General features: G+C 68.5%; 17 protein-coding genes. 7 read left to right on the top strand and 10 right to left on the bottom strand.

The genetic code is table 11. The features are described from left to right. Positions 1-56: 56 nt before the first annotated feature. Positions 57-3104, bottom strand: coding sequence for a D-2-hydroxyglutarate dehydrogenase YdiJ (gene ydiJ, locus BDO18943_RS01600; RefSeq protein ID WP_175020923.1), 3048 nt, complete (start codon positions 3102-3104; stop codon positions 57-59). A 151-nt stretch (positions 3105-3255) separates the two neighbouring features. On the opposite strand from ydiJ, the gene BDO18943_RS01605 reads away from it, so the two are divergent. After that, positions 3256-4152: a LysR substrate-binding domain-containing protein gene (locus BDO18943_RS01605; protein ID WP_175020924.1), complete on the top strand. Its 897-nt coding sequence runs from the start codon at positions 3256-3258 to the stop codon at positions 4150-4152. Between the two features lie 22 nt (positions 4153-4174). Here the strand turns inward: BDO18943_RS01605 and BDO18943_RS01610 are convergent, their stop codons facing one another. Further along, positions 4175-5026: a LysR substrate-binding domain-containing protein gene (locus BDO18943_RS01610; RefSeq protein ID WP_175020925.1), complete on the bottom strand. Its 852-nt coding sequence runs from the start codon at positions 5024-5026 to the stop codon at positions 4175-4177. A gap of 110 nt (positions 5027-5136) precedes the next feature. Between BDO18943_RS01610 and BDO18943_RS01615 the strand changes: the two genes are divergently transcribed. Beyond that, entirely contained in the window at positions 5137-5784 is a 648-nt protein-coding gene (locus BDO18943_RS01615) for a LysE family translocator (protein ID WP_089454607.1), read from the top strand. Between the two features lie 97 nt (positions 5785-5881). On the opposite strand, the gene BDO18943_RS01620 is transcribed toward BDO18943_RS01615, so the two are convergent. The 5 genes from BDO18943_RS01620 to BDO18943_RS01640 all read right to left on the bottom strand — a co-directional run bounded on the left by BDO18943_RS01620 (position 5882) and on the right by BDO18943_RS01640 (position 11099). After that, positions 5882-7330, bottom strand: a complete 1449-nt coding sequence (locus tag BDO18943_RS01620; RefSeq protein WP_175020926.1) for an APC family permease — start codon at positions 7328-7330, stop codon at positions 5882-5884. 93 nt (positions 7331-7423) lie between these two features. Beyond that, positions 7424-8653, bottom strand: coding sequence for an SfnB family sulfur acquisition oxidoreductase (locus tag BDO18943_RS01625; protein ID WP_175020927.1), 1230 nt, complete (start codon positions 8651-8653; stop codon positions 7424-7426). Positions 8654-8827: 174 nt separating this feature from the next. Then, positions 8828-9931 carry a dimethylsulfone monooxygenase SfnG gene (sfnG, locus tag BDO18943_RS01630; RefSeq protein WP_175020928.1) on the bottom strand — a complete coding sequence of 368 codons (1104 nt, stop codon included), beginning with the start codon at positions 9929-9931 and terminating at the stop codon, positions 8828-8830. 36 nt (positions 9932-9967) lie between these two features. Next, positions 9968-10528 (bottom strand): FMN reductase, encoded by a 561-nt coding sequence (msuE, locus tag BDO18943_RS01635; RefSeq protein WP_175020929.1) that lies wholly within the window; start codon positions 10526-10528, stop codon positions 9968-9970. A 46-nt stretch (positions 10529-10574) separates the two neighbouring features. After that, positions 10575-11099: a hypothetical protein gene (locus BDO18943_RS01640; protein ID WP_175020930.1), complete on the bottom strand. Its 525-nt coding sequence runs from the start codon at positions 11097-11099 to the stop codon at positions 10575-10577. Between the two features lie 45 nt (positions 11100-11144). Between BDO18943_RS01640 and BDO18943_RS01645 the strand changes: the two genes are divergently transcribed. The 3 genes from BDO18943_RS01645 to BDO18943_RS01655 all read left to right on the top strand — a co-directional run bounded on the left by BDO18943_RS01645 (position 11145) and on the right by BDO18943_RS01655 (position 15410). After that, positions 11145-12377, top strand: coding sequence for an acyl-CoA dehydrogenase family protein (locus BDO18943_RS01645; RefSeq protein ID WP_407649786.1), 1233 nt, complete (start codon positions 11145-11147; stop codon positions 12375-12377). Next, positions 12374-13462: a sigma-54 interaction domain-containing protein gene (locus BDO18943_RS01650; protein WP_175020931.1), complete on the top strand. Its 1089-nt coding sequence runs from the start codon at positions 12374-12376 to the stop codon at positions 13460-13462. The genes BDO18943_RS01645 and BDO18943_RS01650 overlap by 4 nt, the downstream gene beginning before the upstream one ends. A 247-nt stretch (positions 13463-13709) precedes the next feature. Beyond that, on the top strand, positions 13710-15410 hold the full coding sequence (locus BDO18943_RS01655) for a dihydroxyacetone kinase family protein (protein WP_175020932.1): 1701 nt from the start codon (positions 13710-13712) through the stop codon (positions 15408-15410). 143 nt (positions 15411-15553) lie between these two features. Here the strand turns inward: BDO18943_RS01655 and BDO18943_RS01660 are convergent, their stop codons facing one another. The 3 genes from BDO18943_RS01660 to BDO18943_RS01670 all read right to left on the bottom strand — a co-directional run bounded on the left by BDO18943_RS01660 (position 15554) and on the right by BDO18943_RS01670 (position 17435). Continuing rightward, on the bottom strand, positions 15554-16015 hold the full coding sequence (locus BDO18943_RS01660) for a hypothetical protein (RefSeq protein WP_175020933.1): 462 nt from the start codon (positions 16013-16015) through the stop codon (positions 15554-15556). A 58-nt stretch (positions 16016-16073) separates the two neighbouring features. Next, a complete protein-coding gene (locus tag BDO18943_RS01665) occupies positions 16074-16361 on the bottom strand; it encodes a DUF1330 domain-containing protein (RefSeq protein ID WP_175020934.1) in 288 nt (95 codons plus the stop codon). Positions 16362-16574: 213 nt separating this feature from the next. Continuing rightward, positions 16575-17435, bottom strand: a complete 861-nt coding sequence (locus BDO18943_RS01670) for an FAS1-like dehydratase domain-containing protein (protein ID WP_175020935.1) — start codon at positions 17433-17435, stop codon at positions 16575-16577. A gap of 298 nt (positions 17436-17733) precedes the next feature. Here BDO18943_RS01670 and BDO18943_RS01675 point away from each other — a divergent pair, with 298 nt between their 5' ends. Together BDO18943_RS01675 and BDO18943_RS01680 are read left to right on the top strand one after the other, a co-directional pair. Beyond that, positions 17734-18213, top strand: coding sequence for a MarR family winged helix-turn-helix transcriptional regulator (locus BDO18943_RS01675; protein WP_043185339.1), 480 nt, complete (start codon positions 17734-17736; stop codon positions 18211-18213). Beyond that, positions 18210-20204 (top strand): FUSC family protein (locus tag BDO18943_RS01680; RefSeq protein WP_175020936.1); only part of this gene is annotated, 1995 nt, incomplete at its 3' end. The genes BDO18943_RS01675 and BDO18943_RS01680, both read left to right, overlap by 4 nt.

Genomic DNA, 20204 nt, shown 5'->3' on the forward strand with positions numbered 1-20204 from the left:
GCTCGACGCCGAAATGAAGTCATCTCACGGGCAACGCGACACGCGACGCCCGATCGTCACCCCGCCGCCCGCACATGATCGAGCAGCGCCTGCAACGGATGCCGCACCTGCTTCGACGACATCCGCTTCACCTGGCTGCGGCACGAATACCCGGTCGCCAGCGCCTCGCCTTCGTCCTCCGGCCCGTCCACGTGCGCCGCCCACGACTGCGAGTAGATCGTCTTCGACGTCGCGAGATTGCGCGCCTCGTGCCCGTAGGTGCCGGACATCCCGCAGCATCCGGTCGATGCAACCTTCAACCGCAGCCCGCGTCGCGCGAACACCTGCGCCCATTGCTTGCCGCTGTCGGGTGCATTGGTCTTCTCGGTACAGTGCGGCAACAACCGGTACGAGCCGGTCACACCGCTCGTGCCCGCTTCCGGCAGCACCTGCAGCAGCCACTCCTGCGGCAACGCGACCTTCGGCACATCCGAGAGCCCCGTCACCTTCAGGTACTCCTGCCGATACGTGAGCGTCATCGCCGGATCGAGGCCGACCAGCGCGACGCCCGAGCGCGCCAGCGCGGCCAGCTGCGTCGCATTGCGGATCGCCGCCTGCTCGAATGCCCGCAGAAAGCCCTGCACGTGCAGCGCCTTGCCGTTTGGCGCCAGCGGCGCGAGCCACACCTGAAAGCCCGTGCGCGCCGCCAGCTCGATCAGCGTCGCCAGTTGCTCGGTATCGAAATAGCGCGTGAAGGTGTCCTGCACGATGACGACGCTGCGTGCGCGCTGCGCATCACTCAACGCGGCAAGCGCCTGCGGGTCGGCCGGTTTCACCTGCCATTGACGGATCACGGCCGCGAGATCGAAGCGGCTCAGCAGCGGGCTGTCGACCATGCCGACGTGCCGCTCCAGCACCGTGCGCACCCATCCCGCCCGCATCAGCCCGTTGTACAGCGCGGGCACCCGCGCCATCCACGGCATCGTGAATTCGAGCGAGCCGATCAGGTAGTCGCGCAGCGGCCGCAGGTAGCGCTGGTGATACAGCTCGAGGAAACGCGAGCGAAACTCCGGCACGTTCACCTTCACCGGGCACTGCCCCGCGCACGACTTGCAGGCCAGACACCCGGCCATCGCGTCGTACACCTCGTGCGAGAAGTCGGCTTCGCCGTTGCGCGCCGCGCGACTGTTGCGCCAGCGCGTCGCAAGGCCGCCCAGGAACGGCTGCCGCGCGCGCGCCGCCGCGACGACATCGACGCCGGCCTGCCCTTGCAGGCGCAACCATTCGCGCATCAGCGACGCACGCCCCTTCGGCGATTGCACGCGTTCGCGCGTCGCCTTCCACGACGGGCACATCGCGTCGTCCGGATCGAAGTTGTAGCACGCGCCGTTGCCGTTGCAGTGCATCGCGGTGCCGTAGCTCTGCCACACGCGCTCGTCGATCTGCCGGTCGTGGTCGCCGCGCGTCGGCACTTCGTCGATCTTCAGCAGCCGCATCGTGTGGTCCGGCGGCGTCGCGATCTTGCCCGGGTTGAACTGGTTGTGCGGGTCGAACGCGGCCTTCAGTTGCTGCAGCGACGGATACAGCTCGCCGAAAAACGCCGGCGCATATTCGGAGCGCACGCCCTTGCCGTGCTCGCCCCACAACAGGCCACCGTGGCGCTGCGTGAGCTCGGCCACCGCATCCGACACGGGCCGCACCAGCGCCGCCTGCTTCGGATCCTTCATGTCGAGCGCCGGCCGCACGTGCAGCACGCCGGCATCGACGTGGCCGAACATCCCGTATTGCAGCCCGTGACCGTCGAGCAGCGCGCGAAATTCGGCGATGTACGCAGCGAGGTTCTCGGGCGGCACCGCGGTGTCCTCGACGAACGGCTGCGGGCGCGCCTCGCCCTGCACGTTGCCGAGCAGGCCGACCGCGCGCTTGCGCATCGCATACACACGCTTCACCGCGTCGTCGCCGGCCGCGAGCGTGTGACCCAGGCGCTCCACGCTCGTATCGGTGCGCAGATGGTCGACGAACGCGCGCACGCGCGCGTCGACGTCATCCGCGTCATCGCCGCTGAATTCGATCAGGTTGATGCCGAGCGTCGGCCGAGCGTCGTCCTGCGGGAAATACTCGGCCACGCTGCTCCACACGAAATCCTTCATCGCCAGCATCAGCACCTTCGAGTCGACCGTCTCGATCGACAGCGGCTGGAGCGCGAGCAGCGCGCGCGCGTCGCGCAGCGCGTCCATGAAGCCCGCATAGCGCACGTTGACCAGCACCGAAACCTTCGGGATCGGCAGCACGTTGAGCTTCGCCTCGACGACGAAGCCGAGCGAGCCTTCGGCGCCGCACAGCACGCTGTTCAGGTTGAAGCGGCCGTCGGGTTCGCGCAGATGCGCGAGGTCATAGCCGGTCAGGCAGCGGTTGAGCTTCGGAAACTTCGCGTCGATCAGCGCCGCCTTGTCGTCGCTGATGCGTCGCGCGGTACGGTACACCTTGCCGATGCGGTCCTGCCGCGCGCAGCGGCGCTCCAGTTCGTCGTCCGCGAGCGCGTCGCTGTGCAGGTGTTCGCCGCCCATCAGCACGAAATCGAGCTCGAGCACGTGGTCACGCGTCTTGCCGTACGTGCAACTGCCCTGCCCGCTCGCGTCGGTGTTGATCATCCCGCCGACGGTCGCGCGGTTCGACGTCGACAGTTCCGGCGCGAAAAACAGCCCGTGCGGCTTCAGCGCCGCATTGAGCTGATCCTTGACGACGCCCGCCTGCACGCGCACCCAGCGCTGCTCGACGTCGATTTCGAGGATCCGGTTCATGTTGCGCGACAGGTCGACGACCACGCCGTCGGTCAGCGACTGCCCGTTGGTACCCGTGCCGCCGCCGCGCGCGGCCACCGCGACGTCGCGATGCGCGGGCTCGGCGAGCAGCCGCGCCAGCAGCCGGACATCGTCCGCATGCGCGGGACAGATCACCGCTTGCGGCAGACGCTGGTAGATCGAGTTGTCGGTGGCCTGCACCGTCCGGTTCGCATGGTCGGCGCGGATTTCCCCGGCGAAGCCGGCAGCCTGCAACGCGGCGAGAAGGTCACGGGTCGCATGCGCGGGCGGGCTGGCGGGACGGGGCAACGAGGCGATCGACATGGGGTAATAGCGCTTGTGGGTGGAACCGGTCGGTTCGCGTGGCCGAAACATGATTTTTTAGCAAGTTTCCACGCGACCGGGAATTCCAGTATCTTTGGAAATTCCACGAGAAACAAACGAATTCTCATCCAGCGAATATTGCATAAAACTCATGAATTACCGTCGCCTCACCCCGTCGATGTCGCTGCTGCTCGTATTCGAGGCCGCCGCGCGGCACGAAAGTTACACGCGCGCAGCCGAAGAGCTTTCGTTGAGCCAGAGCGCGATCAGCCGGCAAGTCCAGACGCTGGAAGACCAGCTCGGCGTGCCGCTGTTCCGGCGCGAGGGCCGCTCGGTCAAGCTGACCGAGGTCGGGCGGCGCTACTTCACCGAGCTGAGCGGCGCGCTGGGGCGCATCCGCGGCGCGACGCTGCAGGCGATGTCCCACCAGGCGGGCGCCGGCACGCTGCGGCTCGCGACGCTGCCGACGTTCGGCTCGAAATGGCTGCTGCCGCACCTGCACGACTTCTACGCCGCGCATCCGGGCGTGACCGTGCACCTTCATTCGCGGATCGGCGGCGTCGATTTCCTCAACGACGACCTCGATGCGGCGATTACCGTCGGCGCGGGCGACTGGCCGGGCCTGCACGCACACCGGCTGTACAACGAGTTCCTGATCGCGATCGCGCCGCCCGACACGGGCAGCGGAAGCCGCCGCAAGGCCGACCCGCGCACGCCGGCGTGGGCCGCGAAGCAGACGCTGCTCGGCGTGACGAGCAACCAGCAGGCGTGGGCGGAATGGTTTTCGCACTATCGGCTCGACCATCGCCAGATGCGCATCGGCCCGAGCTTCGAGCTGACGTCGCACCTGATCCAGGCCGTGCGGGCCGGAATGGGGATCGGGCTGGTGCCGAAAGTGCTGGTGGAAGACGAGCTGAGCCGCAACGAGCTCGTGTCGATCGGCGACGCGATCACCAGCCAGCGCAGCTACTACCTCGTCTACCCGCCGGGGAACGAGACGCTGCCGTCGCTCGTCGCGTTCCGCGAATGGCTGCTGAAGTCGTGCTGAAGCGCGGCCGGCGGCGGGCCGCTCAGGTGCGCCATTCGCCGAGAATCTGCTCGGCCAGGTAGTCGCACGGCGGGCGCGCGGACTGCGCGCTGCGCGCGAGCACGACCTCCATTTCGCCGAGCGGCGGCAGCCCGTGGCTTTCCGACAGCTGCACGAGATGATCCGGAACGCAGCAGCGCGCCAGCGGCGCGACCGCGAGCCCGGCCTCCACCATGCTGAGCAGGCCGAGGTGGCTCGGGCTTTCGTACGACATCCGGTACGGGATCTTCCGCCGGTTCAGCGCCTTGACCGCGTGATCGCGCGCCGCGCTGCCGCCGTGTGTGAAAAAAGCCACCGGCAGCGGCCGCTCTTCCCAGACGTTGCGCTTCGGCGACCCGGCCCAGACGAGCGGTTCGAGCCGGATCAGCTCGCCGGTCACGCCCTTGATTCGCGTGAGGCATGCGAGGTCGACCGTGTTGTCCTTCAGCATCGGCACGAGCGCGCTGCTTGGCTGGCCAATCACGCGCAGTTCCACGCGCGGATGCATCGCGGCGAACTTGCCGAGCACCTGCGGCAGCAGCGACGAAATGTAATCGTCGGGCACGCCGATCGTCACGCGGCCGCGGATCTCCGGGCGCACGACCGACGCCCATGCCTCGTCGCGCATCGCCAGCATCCGGCGGCCGTATTCGGCGAGCATCGTGCCGTCGTCGGTCGGCGTCACGTTGCGCGTATCGCGGATGAACAGCGGCTTGCCGAGCGCATCTTCCAGCGCCTTGATCTGCATGCTCACCGCCGACGGCGACCGGTGCACGGCCTGCGCGCCCTGCGCGAACGATCCGGATTCGGCAACGGCCACCACCATCGCGAGCACATCGAGGTCGAGTTTTTTCATCGTATTCAGAAAAACTGATCAATCGATTCAGTTTATCCCGTTTTACTGTTCGCCTCCACGGCCGGACAATGAATCCCGTCAACCCTCACTCGTTGCAGGAATCATCAGATATGCACACGTCCGGATCGCTCTACGGATTTCTCGTCATCGGCGGCATGCTCGCGGTCACGCCCGGGCCGAACATGGTCTACGTGATGTCGCGCTCGATTGCACAAGGACGCACGGCGGGGCTCATTTCACTCGGTGGCGTGATGATCGGCTACCTGTTCTACATGTTCGGCGCGGCGTTCGGCATCACGACGCTGTTCATGAGCGTGCCCTATGCGGGCAGCGGGCTGGCCGTGGTCGGTGCGGCGTACCTGTTGTATCTGGCGTGGCAGGCCGTCAGGCCCGGCGGCCGTTCGCCGTTCGAAGTGCAGGCGTTGCCGAGCGAGCGGCCGCTTCGGCTGCTGGCGATGGGTGCGACGACCAGCGTGCTGAATCCGAAGCTCGCGATGCTGTTCATTTCGTTGCTGCCGCAGTTCATCGACTACGGGAGCGGCAGCGTGCTCGGGCAATCGCTGTTTCTCGGTTCGCTGCTGATCGCCGCGTTCGCTTCCGCGAACGGGCTGGTGGCGATCTGTTCGAGCAGCATCGCGAAGTTCCTGCATGGGCGCCCGACGCTGCTGCTCGCGCAGCGCTGGGCGATGGGGCTCGTGCTGGGTGGGCTTGGCGTGCAGATGGTGGTCGATGCGTCGAAGATGGCGGGGGTGGCGTAACGGTCGCGAGCGCGCCCCTGAACTGAAACGGAAGCGGCCGGCCGGCTACGTCGCCCACCGGCCGTCATGCAGGAAACACGCCGTCGGTGCGACTCGATCACTTCGTCAGCAATTCGGCCTCCAGCTCGCGCAACCGCTCCGGAAACCGGACGCGCAGCACCAGGAACCACCCGAGCCCGATGGCCAGCAGCGCGACGAACACATAAGGCAGCCACGCATAGACGCCCGCCGGCACCGGATACACGCTGCCGGCCAGCGGAATCGCGAGCAGCACGACCGCGACGACGCTGATCGCCACATGCCGCGCGCGCAGCCGGCGCTGCCGGCGCAGATAGAGCGGCGCACCGATCGCCACCAGCACGTACGCCAGCAGCCAGCCATACGTCGCGATCGAGCTGAGATAGCCATACGAATCGAGCAGCGCGGTGCCGCGTGCGGTGAACACCAGCGCAGTGGCCAGCGCCAGCACCGTAATCAGCGCCACCGCGACGTGCGGCGTCGCATTCCGCTCGTGCGCCTGGCCCGTCGACGCATGCAGCACGCCCTGCCGCCCGAACGTATAGACGATCCGCGCCGCCGCATTGATCGACGAGAAGAACGCCGCGAAGAAACTCAATGCCACGCCCGCGTCGATCAGCACGCCGACCCAGCCGGCCCCGAGCCGATGCGCGAGCACCGCGAGCGGGCCGTCGACCTGATCGAGCGGCGGCTTCTGCCCGTGGAACGCGCTCACCATCCCGTACGCGCCGATCACGAACAGGATGGCCGGCCCGACGACGCTGATCAGCACCGCGCGCGGAATCGCGCGGAACGGGTCGCGCGCCTCCGCGCCGAGCACGGTCGCGCTCTCGAACCCCGTGAAGCTGAAGAACGCGAGCACCATGCCGAGCTGCAGTTGCGTCGGCTTCACGCCCTCGAGCGTCAGTTGTTCGCGGTCGACCGGATGCCCGCCGAACGCGATCGTCCCGATCACGACGACGGCAATCAGCAGCAGCGTCGCGAGCTCGACGAACAGCGTGAAGCGCGTGGACAGCCGGATGTCGCGAAACGCGATGTACCACGCGGCGAACGCGGTGACGACCGTCAGCCCGAGCACCGCACCGAGCGGCGTCGCACTGCCGAGCAGCCCGGTCTCGCGGCCCAGCACCAGAAACGTGTTGATCGTCCCCTGCAGGATGCCCGCGGCGGCCACCGCATAGGCAATCAGCAGCGACCAGCCGCAGATCGCGCCCCAGACCGGCCCGATACCGGCCGACACGTACGCATACAGCGCGCCCGGCGACGCCGAGTCGCGCGCGAACACCGAGATGCTCCAGGACGCAAACAGCAGCGCGACGATCGCGAACAGGTAAGCAAGCCAGGTGCCATTGCCGGCCGTCGCGAATACGGCCGGGATCAGCACGCCGATCCCGCCCGACACGCCGACGAGGCCGATCGACTGCGCGATCAGTTCGGGCAGGCTCAGGTAGTTGCGCCGCAGGCCGCCCGCCTGCGGCACGGTATTGTGCGCAGGCAGTGCCTGCGCGGAGCTTGCTGGATGACTCATCGATTGACCTCGTCAGGAATGAAACGGTGCCGCGCGGGCCACCTGGCTTCCTTGCTCATGTTTCGTTGCGGGAAATACGCCGTCACGACCCGGTCAGTTCCAGGAGTGGCGCGCGGGTTTCACGCCGTTGAGGTAGTAGTTGCCGATCGCGTGATACTTCCAGCGCACCGGGTCGTGCAGCGTATGCACGCGTGCGTTGCGCCAGTGGCGGTCGAAGTTGTATTTCGCGAGCGTCGACTTGCTGCCGCCGAGCTCGAACAGCTTGCTCGCCGCGAGCAGCGACACCTCGGTCGTCGCGATCTTCGCCTCGCCGACCGCGATCGCGGCCTGAGCGACCGTTTCCTCGCTCGGTTCGCGCTTCGCCGCGTCGACGAAGCGCCCCGAGCGCGCGAGCAGCGCTTCGGCCGCGTGCACGCGGTACGCGATGTCGCCGATCTGTGCGACCGTCAGCGGATCCTCGCTCGCGCGTTCGACACCGCTGTCGATCCACGGGCGCGCATGCTGCTGCACGAATGCGATCGTGTCCTGCAGCGCGGCGCGCGCGATCCCGAGATCGATCGCGGCGGTCGTGATCTGCGCGAACGGGCCCGCGAAGGTCGGGCGGTCGTACGAACGCTGCGTGTGGAAGATTTCGAACGGACTCACGCGCACGTTCTCGACGATCACCGTGCCGCTCGCGGTCGTGCGCTGCCCGAAGCCGCTCCAGTCATCCACGACGGTCAGCCCCGGCGCACCCTGCCGCACGAATGCGAGCACGGCCTGGTCCGACTCGTCGAGTGCGAGCACCGGAATCCAGTGCGCGAACAGCGTGCCGGTCGAATAGAACTTGCGGCCGTTCAGCACGAACGCGTCGCCGTCGCGGCGCACACGCGTCTGAATGTCGAGCACGTTCTTGCCGCCCGCTTCGGAGAACGCGTTCCCATAGCGCGTGCCCTTCAGGACGAGATCGAAGAAGAAGCGCTTCTGCGCATCGCTGCCTTCGAGGCGGATATCCTCGATCAAGCAGTAGTGGTTCTGCGGGATCTGGCCGAGCGACGGGTCCGCCTGCGCAACGATCGCGATCACTTCCGCGAGCGTCACGCTCGACACTTCCGCGCCGCCGTATTCGCGCGGCACCGTGATGCCCCACAGGCCGCTCGACGAGAACAGCTCGATCTCGTCGAACGGCAGCTTCCGCTCGCGGTCGCGTAACGCGGCGTGCTCGGCCAGTCGGGCCGCGACCTGGTGCGCGACGTCGAGTGCCTCGGCATCCGAGCCGATCACGGGAACGGGCGTGGCGCCCGTTTGCGGTTGCACGTTTTCTTCGATGATTTCCGTAGACATGTATTTTCCGGCAAAGCTCATGAACCGGCCGGCGGTGCCCGGAAGCATCCGCCGACCTCCTGTTTCGATATCCGAAGTTTCAAACCCGGATGGCCCGCAAGGGCGATCGGCGTCACCCGTTCGATCGGCCCGCGCGCGGCACGCATGATTGCCCGCCGCGCGCCGGCCGCCGCATCACGCGGCAACCGCCTGCCGCTGCGCCTCGAGTTCGCGCACGAGCGGCAGCACACGCTTGCCGAAATACTCGACTTCCTCGATGAAATGCAGGAACCCCGTGAGCACGAGATCGACGCCGATCGCCTTCAGCGCGACGATGCGTTCGGCGATCTGCTGCGGCGTGCCGATCAGGTTCGTGCGGAAGCCGTCGTTGTACTGCACGAGATCCTCGAACGTCGACTTCGCCCAGTTGCCCTCGCCTTCGGGCGATGCCTTGCCGGCCTGCTTCACCGCGTCGCCGAACGCATGCACGGCCTCGACGTGCGCGTGCCGGATGATGTCGTCGAGCACGGCCTGCGCCTCTTCCTCGGTATCGCGCGCGATCACGAACGCGTTGACGCCGATGCGCACGCGATGGTCGTTCGCCGCCGCCTTCGCACGGATGTCGTCGATCTGCGCCTTCAGGTTCTCCGGCGTATTGCCGTTCGTGAAGTACCAGTCCGACACGCTCGCCGCGTTGTCGCGCGCCGCCCGCGAGCTGCCGCCCTGGAAGATTTCCGGATGCGGCTTCTGCACCGGCTTCGGGCTCAGCGTGTAGTCGTTGAAGCGGTAGAAGTCGCCCTTGAACGTGAAGTTGTCCTGCGTCCAGATGCCCTTCAGCGCCTGGATGAATTCCTTCGAGCGCCGATAGCGTTCGTCGTGCTCGAGCCACGGCTCGCCAATCGCGGTGAATTCGCCCTTGAACCAGCCGCTCACCACGTTGATCGCGATGCGCCCGTTCGAGATGTGGTCGATCGTCGCGAGCTGCTTCGCGACCACCGCCGGATGCCACGGCCCCGGCAGGATCGCGGCGAGCACCTTGAGCTTCGTCGTCGCGTGCAGCAGCGCCTGGCTGAACGACACCGACTCGTGCTGGTATTCGGCGCCGTAGCCGGCCGTGAAGCGGATCTGGCTCAGCGCGTACTCGAAGCCGGCCGCTTCGGCCGTGCGCGCGAGCTGCTGGTTGTATTCGAGGCTCCAGTCGGTGCGCTGCTCGATCGTGCTGACGACGAGGCCGCCGCTGACGTTCGGCACCCAGTAGGCGAACTTGACGCCGTCGGCGGAAGGATCGGTATGGCTCATGAGTGTGTCCTGGTCGAGAGAGAAAACGCAGGCGGCCTACGCGGCCGCGACGGAAAGCGCATGCGGGCGCAGTTGCGGCACCGCGCGATCGACGGCGAGCGCGATACGCGCGCGCAATGCCGGGTTCGCGATCTGGTACTGGTCGAAATCGCTTTCGGATGCGTACACGCCGATCGGCAGCGTGCGGGCCTGGAAGAAGCTGAACAGCGGACGGAGCTGATGGTCGATCACGAGCGCATGACGCTCGCTGCCACCGGTGGCTGCCAGCAGCACGGGCACGTCGATCAGCGCTTCGTGATGCACGAGGTCGAACAGGTGCTTGAAGAGGCCCGTGTACGACGCGCGATACACGGGGCTTGCGACGACGAGCGCATCGGCCGTCTCGATCGCGCGGATCTGCGCGTCGAGGTCGGCCGGTACCTGCTTGCGCGTCAGCGCGCCGGCCAGTCGGCCGCCGATCTCGCCGAGTTCGATCAGCCTCGTGTCGATCGGCAGCGCCGCGCCGAGTGCCGCGACGATCGCGTCGGTCAGCACCCGCGTGCGCGACGGCCGTTGCAGGCCGCCCGATATCGCGACCACGTTGATTGCATTGCTCATCGGTTGCATTCCCATTGTCGAGTCGGGTGCCGACGCCCCCGTCATGTCATGGGTCAGCAAGGAGCGTGCCATTTCGACGATCGCGACAAAAAACGATCGTCTGCATGACGAAATGCATTGCGATCGACGGCCTGTCGCAGCGCACCCGCCGATTGCGGCATGTTGATAAGCCTGCCAGCCACGGCATCACATCCATATTCCGCAGCGCGATGAACTGGGGGAAACAGCGCTGCTGATGCGCTGCTGCGTGATCAGCAGCGCAGTGCGCGCCAAGCACGTTTTTCCGTTTCGACACGGATTCCGGCAGGCACGCGGCGTCCGTCAGGTTGCATCGGCGTCCGCTTGCCGCGTTCATGCGCCCGCGCGACGCATCGTGTCCCTGCGGTAGCGTCGGCATGGCCGCTGCATCGTCACTTTGCATGCCGCCGATCGCTGCGCCGCACGACCTCGCCGCGCGCGGCTGCGTCCAGCGCAGCAATCCGGCATTGGTTATCAGAAATCGATGTTTCCCGCGTGGCGCAAAACGTTGAACACTCTGCTGATCACGCAGCACCCGGTCAGCAACGCCCATCGCGACCTGACCGTTTTCGTGCAGCGACCCGACGCATTCATCGCCATGACCTCCATTTCCGTATCGCCCCGCGCGGAAAGCCTGCGCGTCGTCACGCCGCCCCGCGACGAACCGGCGCCCCCTGACGCCCTGCAAATCGCCGAGCGCCTGGCGACCGGCTTTACCCGCACCGCGGCCGAGCGCGACGAGCAGGGCGGCACGCCGAAGGCCGAGCGCGACCAGTTGCGCGACAGCGGCCTGCTCGCGCTGAGCATCCCGGCCGCCTACGGCGGCTTCGGCGCGGGCTGGCGCACGACGCTCGACGTCGTTCGCGTACTCGCGGCCGCCGACAGTTCGCTCGCGCACGTGTTCGGCTTCCATCACCTGATGCTCGCAACCGTGCGGCTGTTCGGCGCGCCCGCGCAGTGGGAATCGTGGTTCGAGCGCACCGCGCGCCAGCAGTGGTTCTGGGGTAACGCGCTGAATCCGCTCGACGCGCGCACGGTCAGCCGCTCGCGCGGCGCATGGCGCGAATTCAGCGGCCAGAAGAGCTTCTGTTCGGGGGCGCTCGATTCGCAGATGCTGATCGCGTCCGCGCACGACGCCGAGACGCGCACGTTCCTGATCGCCGCCGTGCCGACGCAGCGCAGCGGCATCTCGATCGCCGACGACTGGAACAACATCGGCCAGCGCCAGACCGACAGCGGCACGGTCACGTTCGAGCAAGTGCGCGTCGAGGATCACGAACTGTTGACGGATCCCGGCCCGCTGTCGACGCCGTTCGCGTGCCTGCGCCCGCTCGTCGCGCAGCTCGTGCTGACGAACGTGTATCTCGGCATCGCCGAAGCCGCGTTCAACGACGCGCGGCACTACACGCTGCACGAGGCACGGCCGTGGCCCGGCGCGCAGGTCGCGAGCACCGGCGACGATCCGTACATCCTCGGCCAGTACGGCGAATTCTGGGTCGGGCTCGAAGCCGCACGCGTACTCGCCGATCGCGCGGCGGACCGCCTCGATGCCGCGTGGGCACGCGATGCGGCGCTCACGCATGCGGAGCGTGGCCAGGTTGCGCTCGCCACGGCAGCCGCGAAGGTGTCGGCCGCGCGCACCGGGCTCGATCTCTGCACCCGCATGTTCGACGTCGCCGGTGCACGCGCGACGCACGGCGCGCTGCGGCTCGACCGACACTGGCGCAACCTGCGCACTCATACGCTCCACGACCCGCTCGCCTACAAAGTTCGCGAGATCGGCGAATGGGCGCTCAAGCGAACCTATCCGACGCCGGGCTTCTACTCGTGAACCACTCCCCTTCCGACGCGTGGCCCGACGGCGCGCCCGTCCTCACGCTGCCCGACCGGCCCGCGCTCGCGACGTCCATTCGTGCCCGCGCGCAGGTGTTCGTCGATCCGCGCTCGGTCGCGCTGCTCGAACGGATTCGCCTGGTCGCGCCGAGCGACGCGAACGTGCTGATCGTCGGCGAGACCGGCACCGGCAAGGAACTGATCGCGCGACACGTGCACGGCCTCAGCCGCCGCAGCAACGGGCCGTTCGTCGCGGTGAATTGCGGCGCGTTCTCCGAAACGCTCGTCGAGAGCGAACTGTTCGGCCACGAGAAAGGCGCGTTTACCGGCGCGTTCAGCGCGAAGCCCGGCTGGTTCGAAGCCGCGAACGGCGGCACGCTGTTTCTCGACGAGATCGGCGACCTGCCGCTGTCGATGCAGGTCAAGCTGCTGCGCGTGCTGCAGGAGCGCGAGGTCGTGCGGCTCGGGTCGCGCACGGGCGTGCCGATCGACGTGCGCGTGGTCGCTGCGACCAACGTCGATCTGCAGCAAGCCGTCGCGAACGGACAGTTTCGCGGCGACCTGTTCTACCGGCTCAACGTCGTGCAGCTCGCGGTGCCGACGCTGCGCGAACGCCCGGGCGACATCCTGCCGCTCGCGCGCCACTTCTTCGACGACTACCGGAGCCGCCTCGGCTACGGGCCGCGCAGCATCGACCCGCGCGCCGAGCGCCGGCTCGAGGCACATGGCTGGCCCGGCAATATCCGCGAACTCGAAAACGTGATCCACCACGCGCTGCTCGTGAGCCGCCACGACGCGCTGCAGGAGGCCGACCTGCACATCGCGCCGCCGGGCGTGCCGGCGGTCGCCACGCCCCCACCGGAACCGGCCGCCGGCGCGCAGGCCGCGCTCGAACGTGCGCTGCGCGACCTGTTCGACGAGGATCACGGCAACCTGTTCGAACGCATCGAGGACACCGTGATGCGCGTCGCGTTCGAATTCAGCCACCGCAACCAGATCCAGGCCGCACGGTTGCTCGGCATCAGCCGCAACGTGCTGCGCGCACGGCTGATTCGCGCGAAGGAAATTGCGGCGATGAAGTAGCCGCGTATGGGGGCGCGCCGCCGCCCCGCTCCGGCGCGATCGCGCCGCGATCCGTGCAGCAACGTCCGAACCTGATGTATCGTGGCGCGAAGCGTGCGCCGCGTCTCGCCCCCGCATACGGTCATCCCATACATGGCCGCCTGCCCCCGGCGACAGCGCGCCCGCACGATCCTCCGCAACACGAAAGGCCGTCCGGCGCCCGTGTAGGCCCGGCCGAGCCTCGTTCACCCGTCCGGAATCCGTCGCCATGAAAAAGCTTGTCAACCGCCCGTCCGATGTCGTGCGAGAAATGCTGGAAGGCATTGCACGGCAGTCGCCGCATGTCGCGATCCTCGGCGACGAGCACGTGCTCGTCCGCCAGCCGCTGCCCGAGCCGGCACAGCGCGCCGTCGCCGTCCTCTCCGGCGGCGGCAGCGGCCACGAGCCCGCGCACGGCGGCTACGTCGGCGAAGGGATGCTGAGCGCAGCCGTCTGCGGCGAAGTGTTCACGTCGCCGTCCACCGACGCGGTGCTCGCCGCGATCCGCGCCAGCGCCGGCCCGAATGGCGCGCTGCTGATCGTGAAGAACTACACGGGCGACCGGCTCAATTTCGGGCTCGCCGCCGAGCTCGCGCGGGCCGAAGGTATTCCGGTCGAAACGGTCATCGTCGCCGACGACGTCTCGCTGCGCGGCCGTGTCGAGCGTGGCCAGCGGCGCGGGATCGCCGGCACCGTGCTGATCCACAAGCTCGCCGGCGCGGCCGCCGCGCGCGGTCTGCCGCTCGCCCGCGTCGCGGCGATCGCGCGCGACGCGGCGGCCGAGCTCGGCACGATGGGTGTCGCGCTAGACGGCTGCACGATCCCGGGCGCCGACAAGTCGGGCTTCAGCCTCGCCGATCACGAGATCGAACTCGGCCTCGGCATCCACGGCGAGAAAGGCGTCGAACGCCGCGCGCCGCTGCCGGCCGATGCGCTGGTCGACACGCTGCTGTCGAGCATCGTCGCCGATCTCGTGCTCGACCGCGGCGAGCGGGTCGCGCTGTTCGTCAACGGCCTCGGCGCGACGCCCGACATGGAACTCGCGATCGTGCTGCGCGCCGCGTACGACAACCTGCACCGGCGCGGCATCGTCGTTGCGCGCGCGTGGGCCGGCACGTTCCTGTCGGCACTGAACATGCCCGGCTGCTCGATCTCGGTGCTGCGGCTGAACGACGAACGCGCGGTGCTGCTCGACGCGCCGACGCAGGCGCGCGCATGGCCGGGCGGCGGTGCCGTGAATACGCAGATCCGCGTGGCCGCGGCCGCTGCGCAGGAAGCACCGCTGCCGCCGCTCGATGCGGCCGGCCACGCGTGGGCGGCGCGCCTGCAACCGGCGCTGCACGCGGTCGCGCAGACGCTGATCGATCACGAGCAGACGCTGACGGATCTCGATGCGGCGGCCGGCGACGGCGATCTCGGCGCAAGCATGCTGCGCGCCGCCCAGGCAATCCTCGCACTGCCGGAAGCCGCATGCGGCACGCCGGCCGGCGCACTTGCGGCGCTCGGCGCCGCGTTGCGCCGCGCGATCGCCGGCAGTTCGGGGCCGTTCTATGCAACCGCACTGCTGCGCGCGTCGCGCCGGCTGGCCGATATCGCCGAGCCGTCGGCACGCGACTGGGCCGCGGCGTTCCGCGGCGCGGTGGATTCGATCAGCGAACTGGGCGGCGCACACGCCGGCGACCGGACGATGCTCGATGCGCTGGTACCGGCCGTCGCGGCATTCGAGCGCGCACTCGACAACGATCGCGATCCCGCCAGCGCATGGGCGGCCGCGGTCGAAGCCGCCGAGCACGGTGCGCAGGAAACGGCACGCATGACGCCGCGCGCGGGGCGCGCGAGCTATCTCGGCGAACGCGCGATCGGCACGCCGGACGGCGGCGCGGTGGCGGTGTCGTACTGGGTGCGTGCGTTGCAGACGCACGTCGGGTGAAGCGTGAAGGTTGAAGGCGCGGAGCGCGCCTTCAATGCATCGGCACGCATGACGTCACGTCTCGTCACGTGCCGATGCCGCGAATCGCTGCGATGCGGGCGGCGTCACCTCCGCCGACTCCGCCTCGAACCGTCCGCACTCCATCAGCGCGTTTTCGTCCGCCCGGGCAACAACGCCGCGCCGACCGACGCCGCACCGAAACTCGCGAGCCAGCACCAGTAGCCGATCGCATCGAGATGCACGGGTTCGACGTCCCCCGCTTCGTTGACGGCGATCCGGTGCTGCGTCAGGAAGCTCATCCCGAACAGCAACGCCAGTCCGGCCAGCACGACCGCCTGGGCGCGGTAGCGCTTCGCCGTCAGCAGCCAGGCCGCGAACACGAGCGGATTCGCAAGCCAGGCATAGATGCCGCCGAGCACGCCCATCCAGCCCGTCAGCAGCACTTGCCAGCCGTCGGCCCACGGATGCGGGACGGGCGCGCCGGTGCGGAACGGCGCGGTGAACATGGCGACCAGATAGAACAGCACGCTGATCGCGAGCAGCACGGTCGTGGCGCGACCCATCGGCGGGCGAACGGGTGCGGTGGTGGGGATCGATGTGTTCATGGGCGGGGCGGGTGCCCGGCGTCGCAACGCGCCGCCGGAAACGCTCGATGCGGGTCGTTCAGACGCCTTCGACCAGCACGGCGCGATAGCGCGCGCCCTTCAACCGGTGCTGGGCGACGGTCTGGTATTCGGGGCCGTGATACCACGCGTGCGCGGCTTCCTTCGACGGGAACTCGACGATCACGACGCCTTCCGGGCCTTCGCCCTCGAGCGTTTCCTGCGCCCCGTAAGCCGCGAGCACCTTCACCGGATGCCCGGCGAGCGTCGCGCCGACCTTGCTCTGGTAGAGGTCGAATTCCTGCGGGTCCTGCATGCTTTCCCGTGTAAACACAATGTAGGTGGCCAAGATACGTGCTCCTGATGCGATGCGTGGAAGGTAGACGGGCCGGCCGTGCGCCGCACCGTTCGGCAGGATGGCACGCGACCTGCTCGCAGCTTACAGGGGTTTGCCGACGAACGTCAGGGCCCGCCCGGGTGCACGCCCGGGCGGCGACAGCGTGCGGCAACGGCCATCCGCGGACGGATTTTGCCGCGTCGCGGATGAACGAACAGGCGCCCGTTACGCCAGGGTTGCGGTGGCCTGCATCGTCAGCCAGCCGTCGCGATCCTTCGCCCACAGCTCGATCGAATTGCCGTCGTCCGACGGCTTGCCGCACAGCGTGAACGGCTCCCCGTCGAAGGTCGGACGCACCGCGCGGAACGCGAAGCTCGCGAGCGTCGCACCGGGCCGTTCGCGATGCACGAGATCGACGAGCAGCGTCGCGATCAGCGGGCCGTGCACGACGAGCCCCGGGTAGCCTTCCTCCTGCGTCACGTAACTGCGGTCATAGTGGATGCGGTGACCGTTGAAGGTCAGCGCCGAATAGCGGAACAGCAGCACGGCGTCGGCCGTGATCGTGCGCGACCACGTCTCGCCTGCCGGCGCCGCGATCGGCTTCGGCGCGGGCGCACCCGGCCGCGGCGCATCGCGATAGACGATGTCGTGCTCCTCCTCGACGCACAGCGCGCCGTCGCATTCGATCCGGTGCTGCACCGTCACGAATACGAGCCGGCCGCTGCGGCCCGTCTTGTCCTCGAGGTTCGCGATCGTCGATTCGCGCGTCGCGCGCCGCCCGGTGCGCAGCGGTGCATGGAACGTCAGGCGGCCGCCGGCCCACATGCGGCGCGGCAACGGCACGGGCGGCAGGAAGCCGCCGCGCTTCGGGTGGCCATCGGGGCCGACTTCGGCCAGCGGCGCGACCGGCAGGAAATAGAGCCAGTGCCACATCGGCGGCACGACGTCGCCGGGCGACGGACGGTCGAGCGTGGCGGCCAGCGCGTTCAGCGGGAACGCGGTGATGTCGTCGCCGAGCGTTTCGGTCTTGCCAAGCCAAGCGTCGAGCGACGCCGGGGCGGGGGGCTGCGAGGATGAGGTCGACACGTGCGGATTCTCCGGAATGCTTGCAACGGTCCCAATATGCACGCCACGCGCCGTTTCGCGAAGCCGGATTTCCCGAACCCCGGCTTCCGATCCGCCTGACCTGCCGGACGACTTTCGTCTGACCATTCGATCGCGGCCGCCGCCCGCGCCCCCGGCGCCGACAACCTTACAGCTTGACCATCCCCGGCACGCCGCCTAAATTGCTTCAAACGGGCCGGCCGCGCCGTGAGCGACGTGTCATACGGGTGACAAAAACGATAGTTTGCTATCGAATTATTTTGCCCCTATCATCTCGCCCATGACCAATCTGCACGACCTCCGCCTCGCCGTCAGCAGCCTGCTCGTGTTGTCCGCGCGCAAGTGGCGCCGCACCAGTGACGGCGTGCTGAACGCGTACAACGTGTCCGAAGCCTGCGCGACGCCGCTGCTGATCGCCGGCCGCCTCGGCGAAGGCGTGCGGCAAGGCACGCTCGCCGAACACGTCGGCATCGAAGGGCCGTCGCTCGTGCGCCTGCTCGACCAGCTGTGCGCGGCCGGCCTCGCGCGCCGCGACGAGGATCCGCACGACCGCCGCGCGAAGACGATCTCGCTGACGGCCGCCGGCCGCGCGGTCACCGCGAAGATGGAAGAAGACCTGCGCGCGCTGCGCGCCCAGGTGCTCAAGGGTGTCACGCGCGCCGATCTCGAAGCGACGCTGCGCGTGCTCGACGCCTTCAATGCATCCGAGTCGCACACGCCCGCCGCGCGTGCGTCCCACACCGGCAACGCCACGTCATGACCTATCCGAGCCTGCGCGACTGGCTGTTCTCGGGCAAGACGTTCGCCGCGTCGATGCTGGCGCTGTACCTCGGCCTGTATTTCCAGTTGCCGCGCCCGTACTGGGCGATGGCGAGCGTCTACATCGTGTCGAACCCGTTCGTCGGCGCGACGCGCTCGAAGGCGCTGTATCGCGCGCTCGGCACCGCGCTCGGCGCAGCCGCCGCGATCTTCTTCGTGCCACCGTTCGTCGAGACGCCGCTGCTGTTCGCGATCATCGTCGCCACCTGGTGCGGCACGCTGCTCTACCTCGCGATCTCCGACCGCACCGCGCGCAGCTACGTGTTCATGCTCGCCGGCTACACGATGCCGCTGGTCGCATTGCCGACCGTGACCGATCCGTCCACCGTGTTCGACGTCGCGATCGCGCGCACCGAGGAGATCGTGCTCGGCATCGTGTGCGCGAGCGTGGTCGGCAGCGCGATCTTCCCGAACCGGCTCGCGCCGACGCTGATCGAGCGCACCGACGCGTGGTTCAAGGACGCCGCGTTCTATGGCCGCGAAACGCTGTCCGGGCACATTGCCGGCAAGGCGCTGTCCGCGTGCCGGCAACGCCTCGCTGCCACCATCACGGGTCTCGAATTCCTGCTGAGTCAGCTGAGCTACGACCATGCGCATCCGCGCATCCTCGCGCGCGCACAGGCGCTCGCGGGCCGCATGCAGCTGTTCCTGCCGCTGATGTCGTCGCTCGCCGATCCGTTGATCGCGCTGATGCGCGACCTGCACATCCGGCCGGCCGGGCTCGACGAGCTGCTCGCCGATGCTGCGAAATGGTTCGACGCGCCGCTGCCTGCCGTCAGGGCCGGCAGCGACGGCGACCTGACCGACGACCCGGTCGCGGAACGCCTGCGCGAACGCATCGCCGCGCTGCAGCCCGGCGACGATGCACTGACGAGCTGGGACGGCGCCCTGCTGTCGAATGCGCTGTGGCGGCTGCGCCAGGTCATCGACATCTGGCAGGACTGCCGCTCGCTGCGCGCGCTGATCGGCAACGAAGCGGGCGTCTGGCAGCCGCGCTACCGGCACTGGCGGCTCGGCGGCACCGAGCGCTTCTTCGATCGCGGGATGATGCTGTTCTCGACGCTGACCGTCGTCGCCGCGATCGTGTTCGCGAGCTGGCTGTGGATCGCGTCCGGGTGGCACGACGGCGCCGCGGCCGTCACGCTCGTGGCCGTGTCGTGCAGCTTCTTCGCCGCGCTCGACGAGCCGGCGCCGCTGGTGTTCAAGTTCTTCCTCGCGACGACCGCGAGCGTCGTGTTCGCGGGCCTGTACCTGTTCGTCGTGCTGCCGCACGTGCACGATTTCCCGATGCTCGTGGTGATGTTCGCGGGTCCGTTCATCCTGATCGGCACCCTGCTGCCGCGCCCGCAGTTCAACATGGTGACGATGCTCGTCGCCGTGAACACGGCCACCTTCATCAGCATCCAGGGTGCGTACGACGCCGATTTCTTCGTGTTCCTGAACAGCAACCTCGCGGGTGTCGCCGGGCTGCTGTTCGCCTATGTGTGGACGCGTGCGACACGGCCGTTCGGCGCGGAACTCGCAGTGCGGCGCCTGCTGCGCTCGGGCTGGGAAGATGTCGCGCGCTCCGCGTCGACGCAACCGCTCGACGACCAGCGCAACCACGCGTCGCGGATGCTCGACCGCGTCACGCATCTGCTGCCGCGCCTCGGCGCGTCCGACGACCATCGCCATCCGTCGATCGAGAGCTTCCGCGACCTGCGCATCGCACTGAACGCGCTCGACCTGCGCCGCGCGCGCCGCAAGCTGTCGGGCGACATGCCCGATGCGATCGACCGCGTGCTGGCCGGCGTCACCGACCACTACACGCGCTGCGCCGCCGCGAACGCTCGCCAGCCGGCGCCGCCCGCGCTGCTTGCGACGATCGACGATGCGCTGCAACGCGTCGCCGGCCGCAACCTGCCGGGCGCCGCGCAGGCGGAAGACGGCGCG

Source organism: Burkholderia aenigmatica (assembly GCF_902499175.1).
GTDB classification, from domain to species: Bacteria; Pseudomonadota; Gammaproteobacteria; order Burkholderiales; family Burkholderiaceae; genus Burkholderia; species Burkholderia aenigmatica.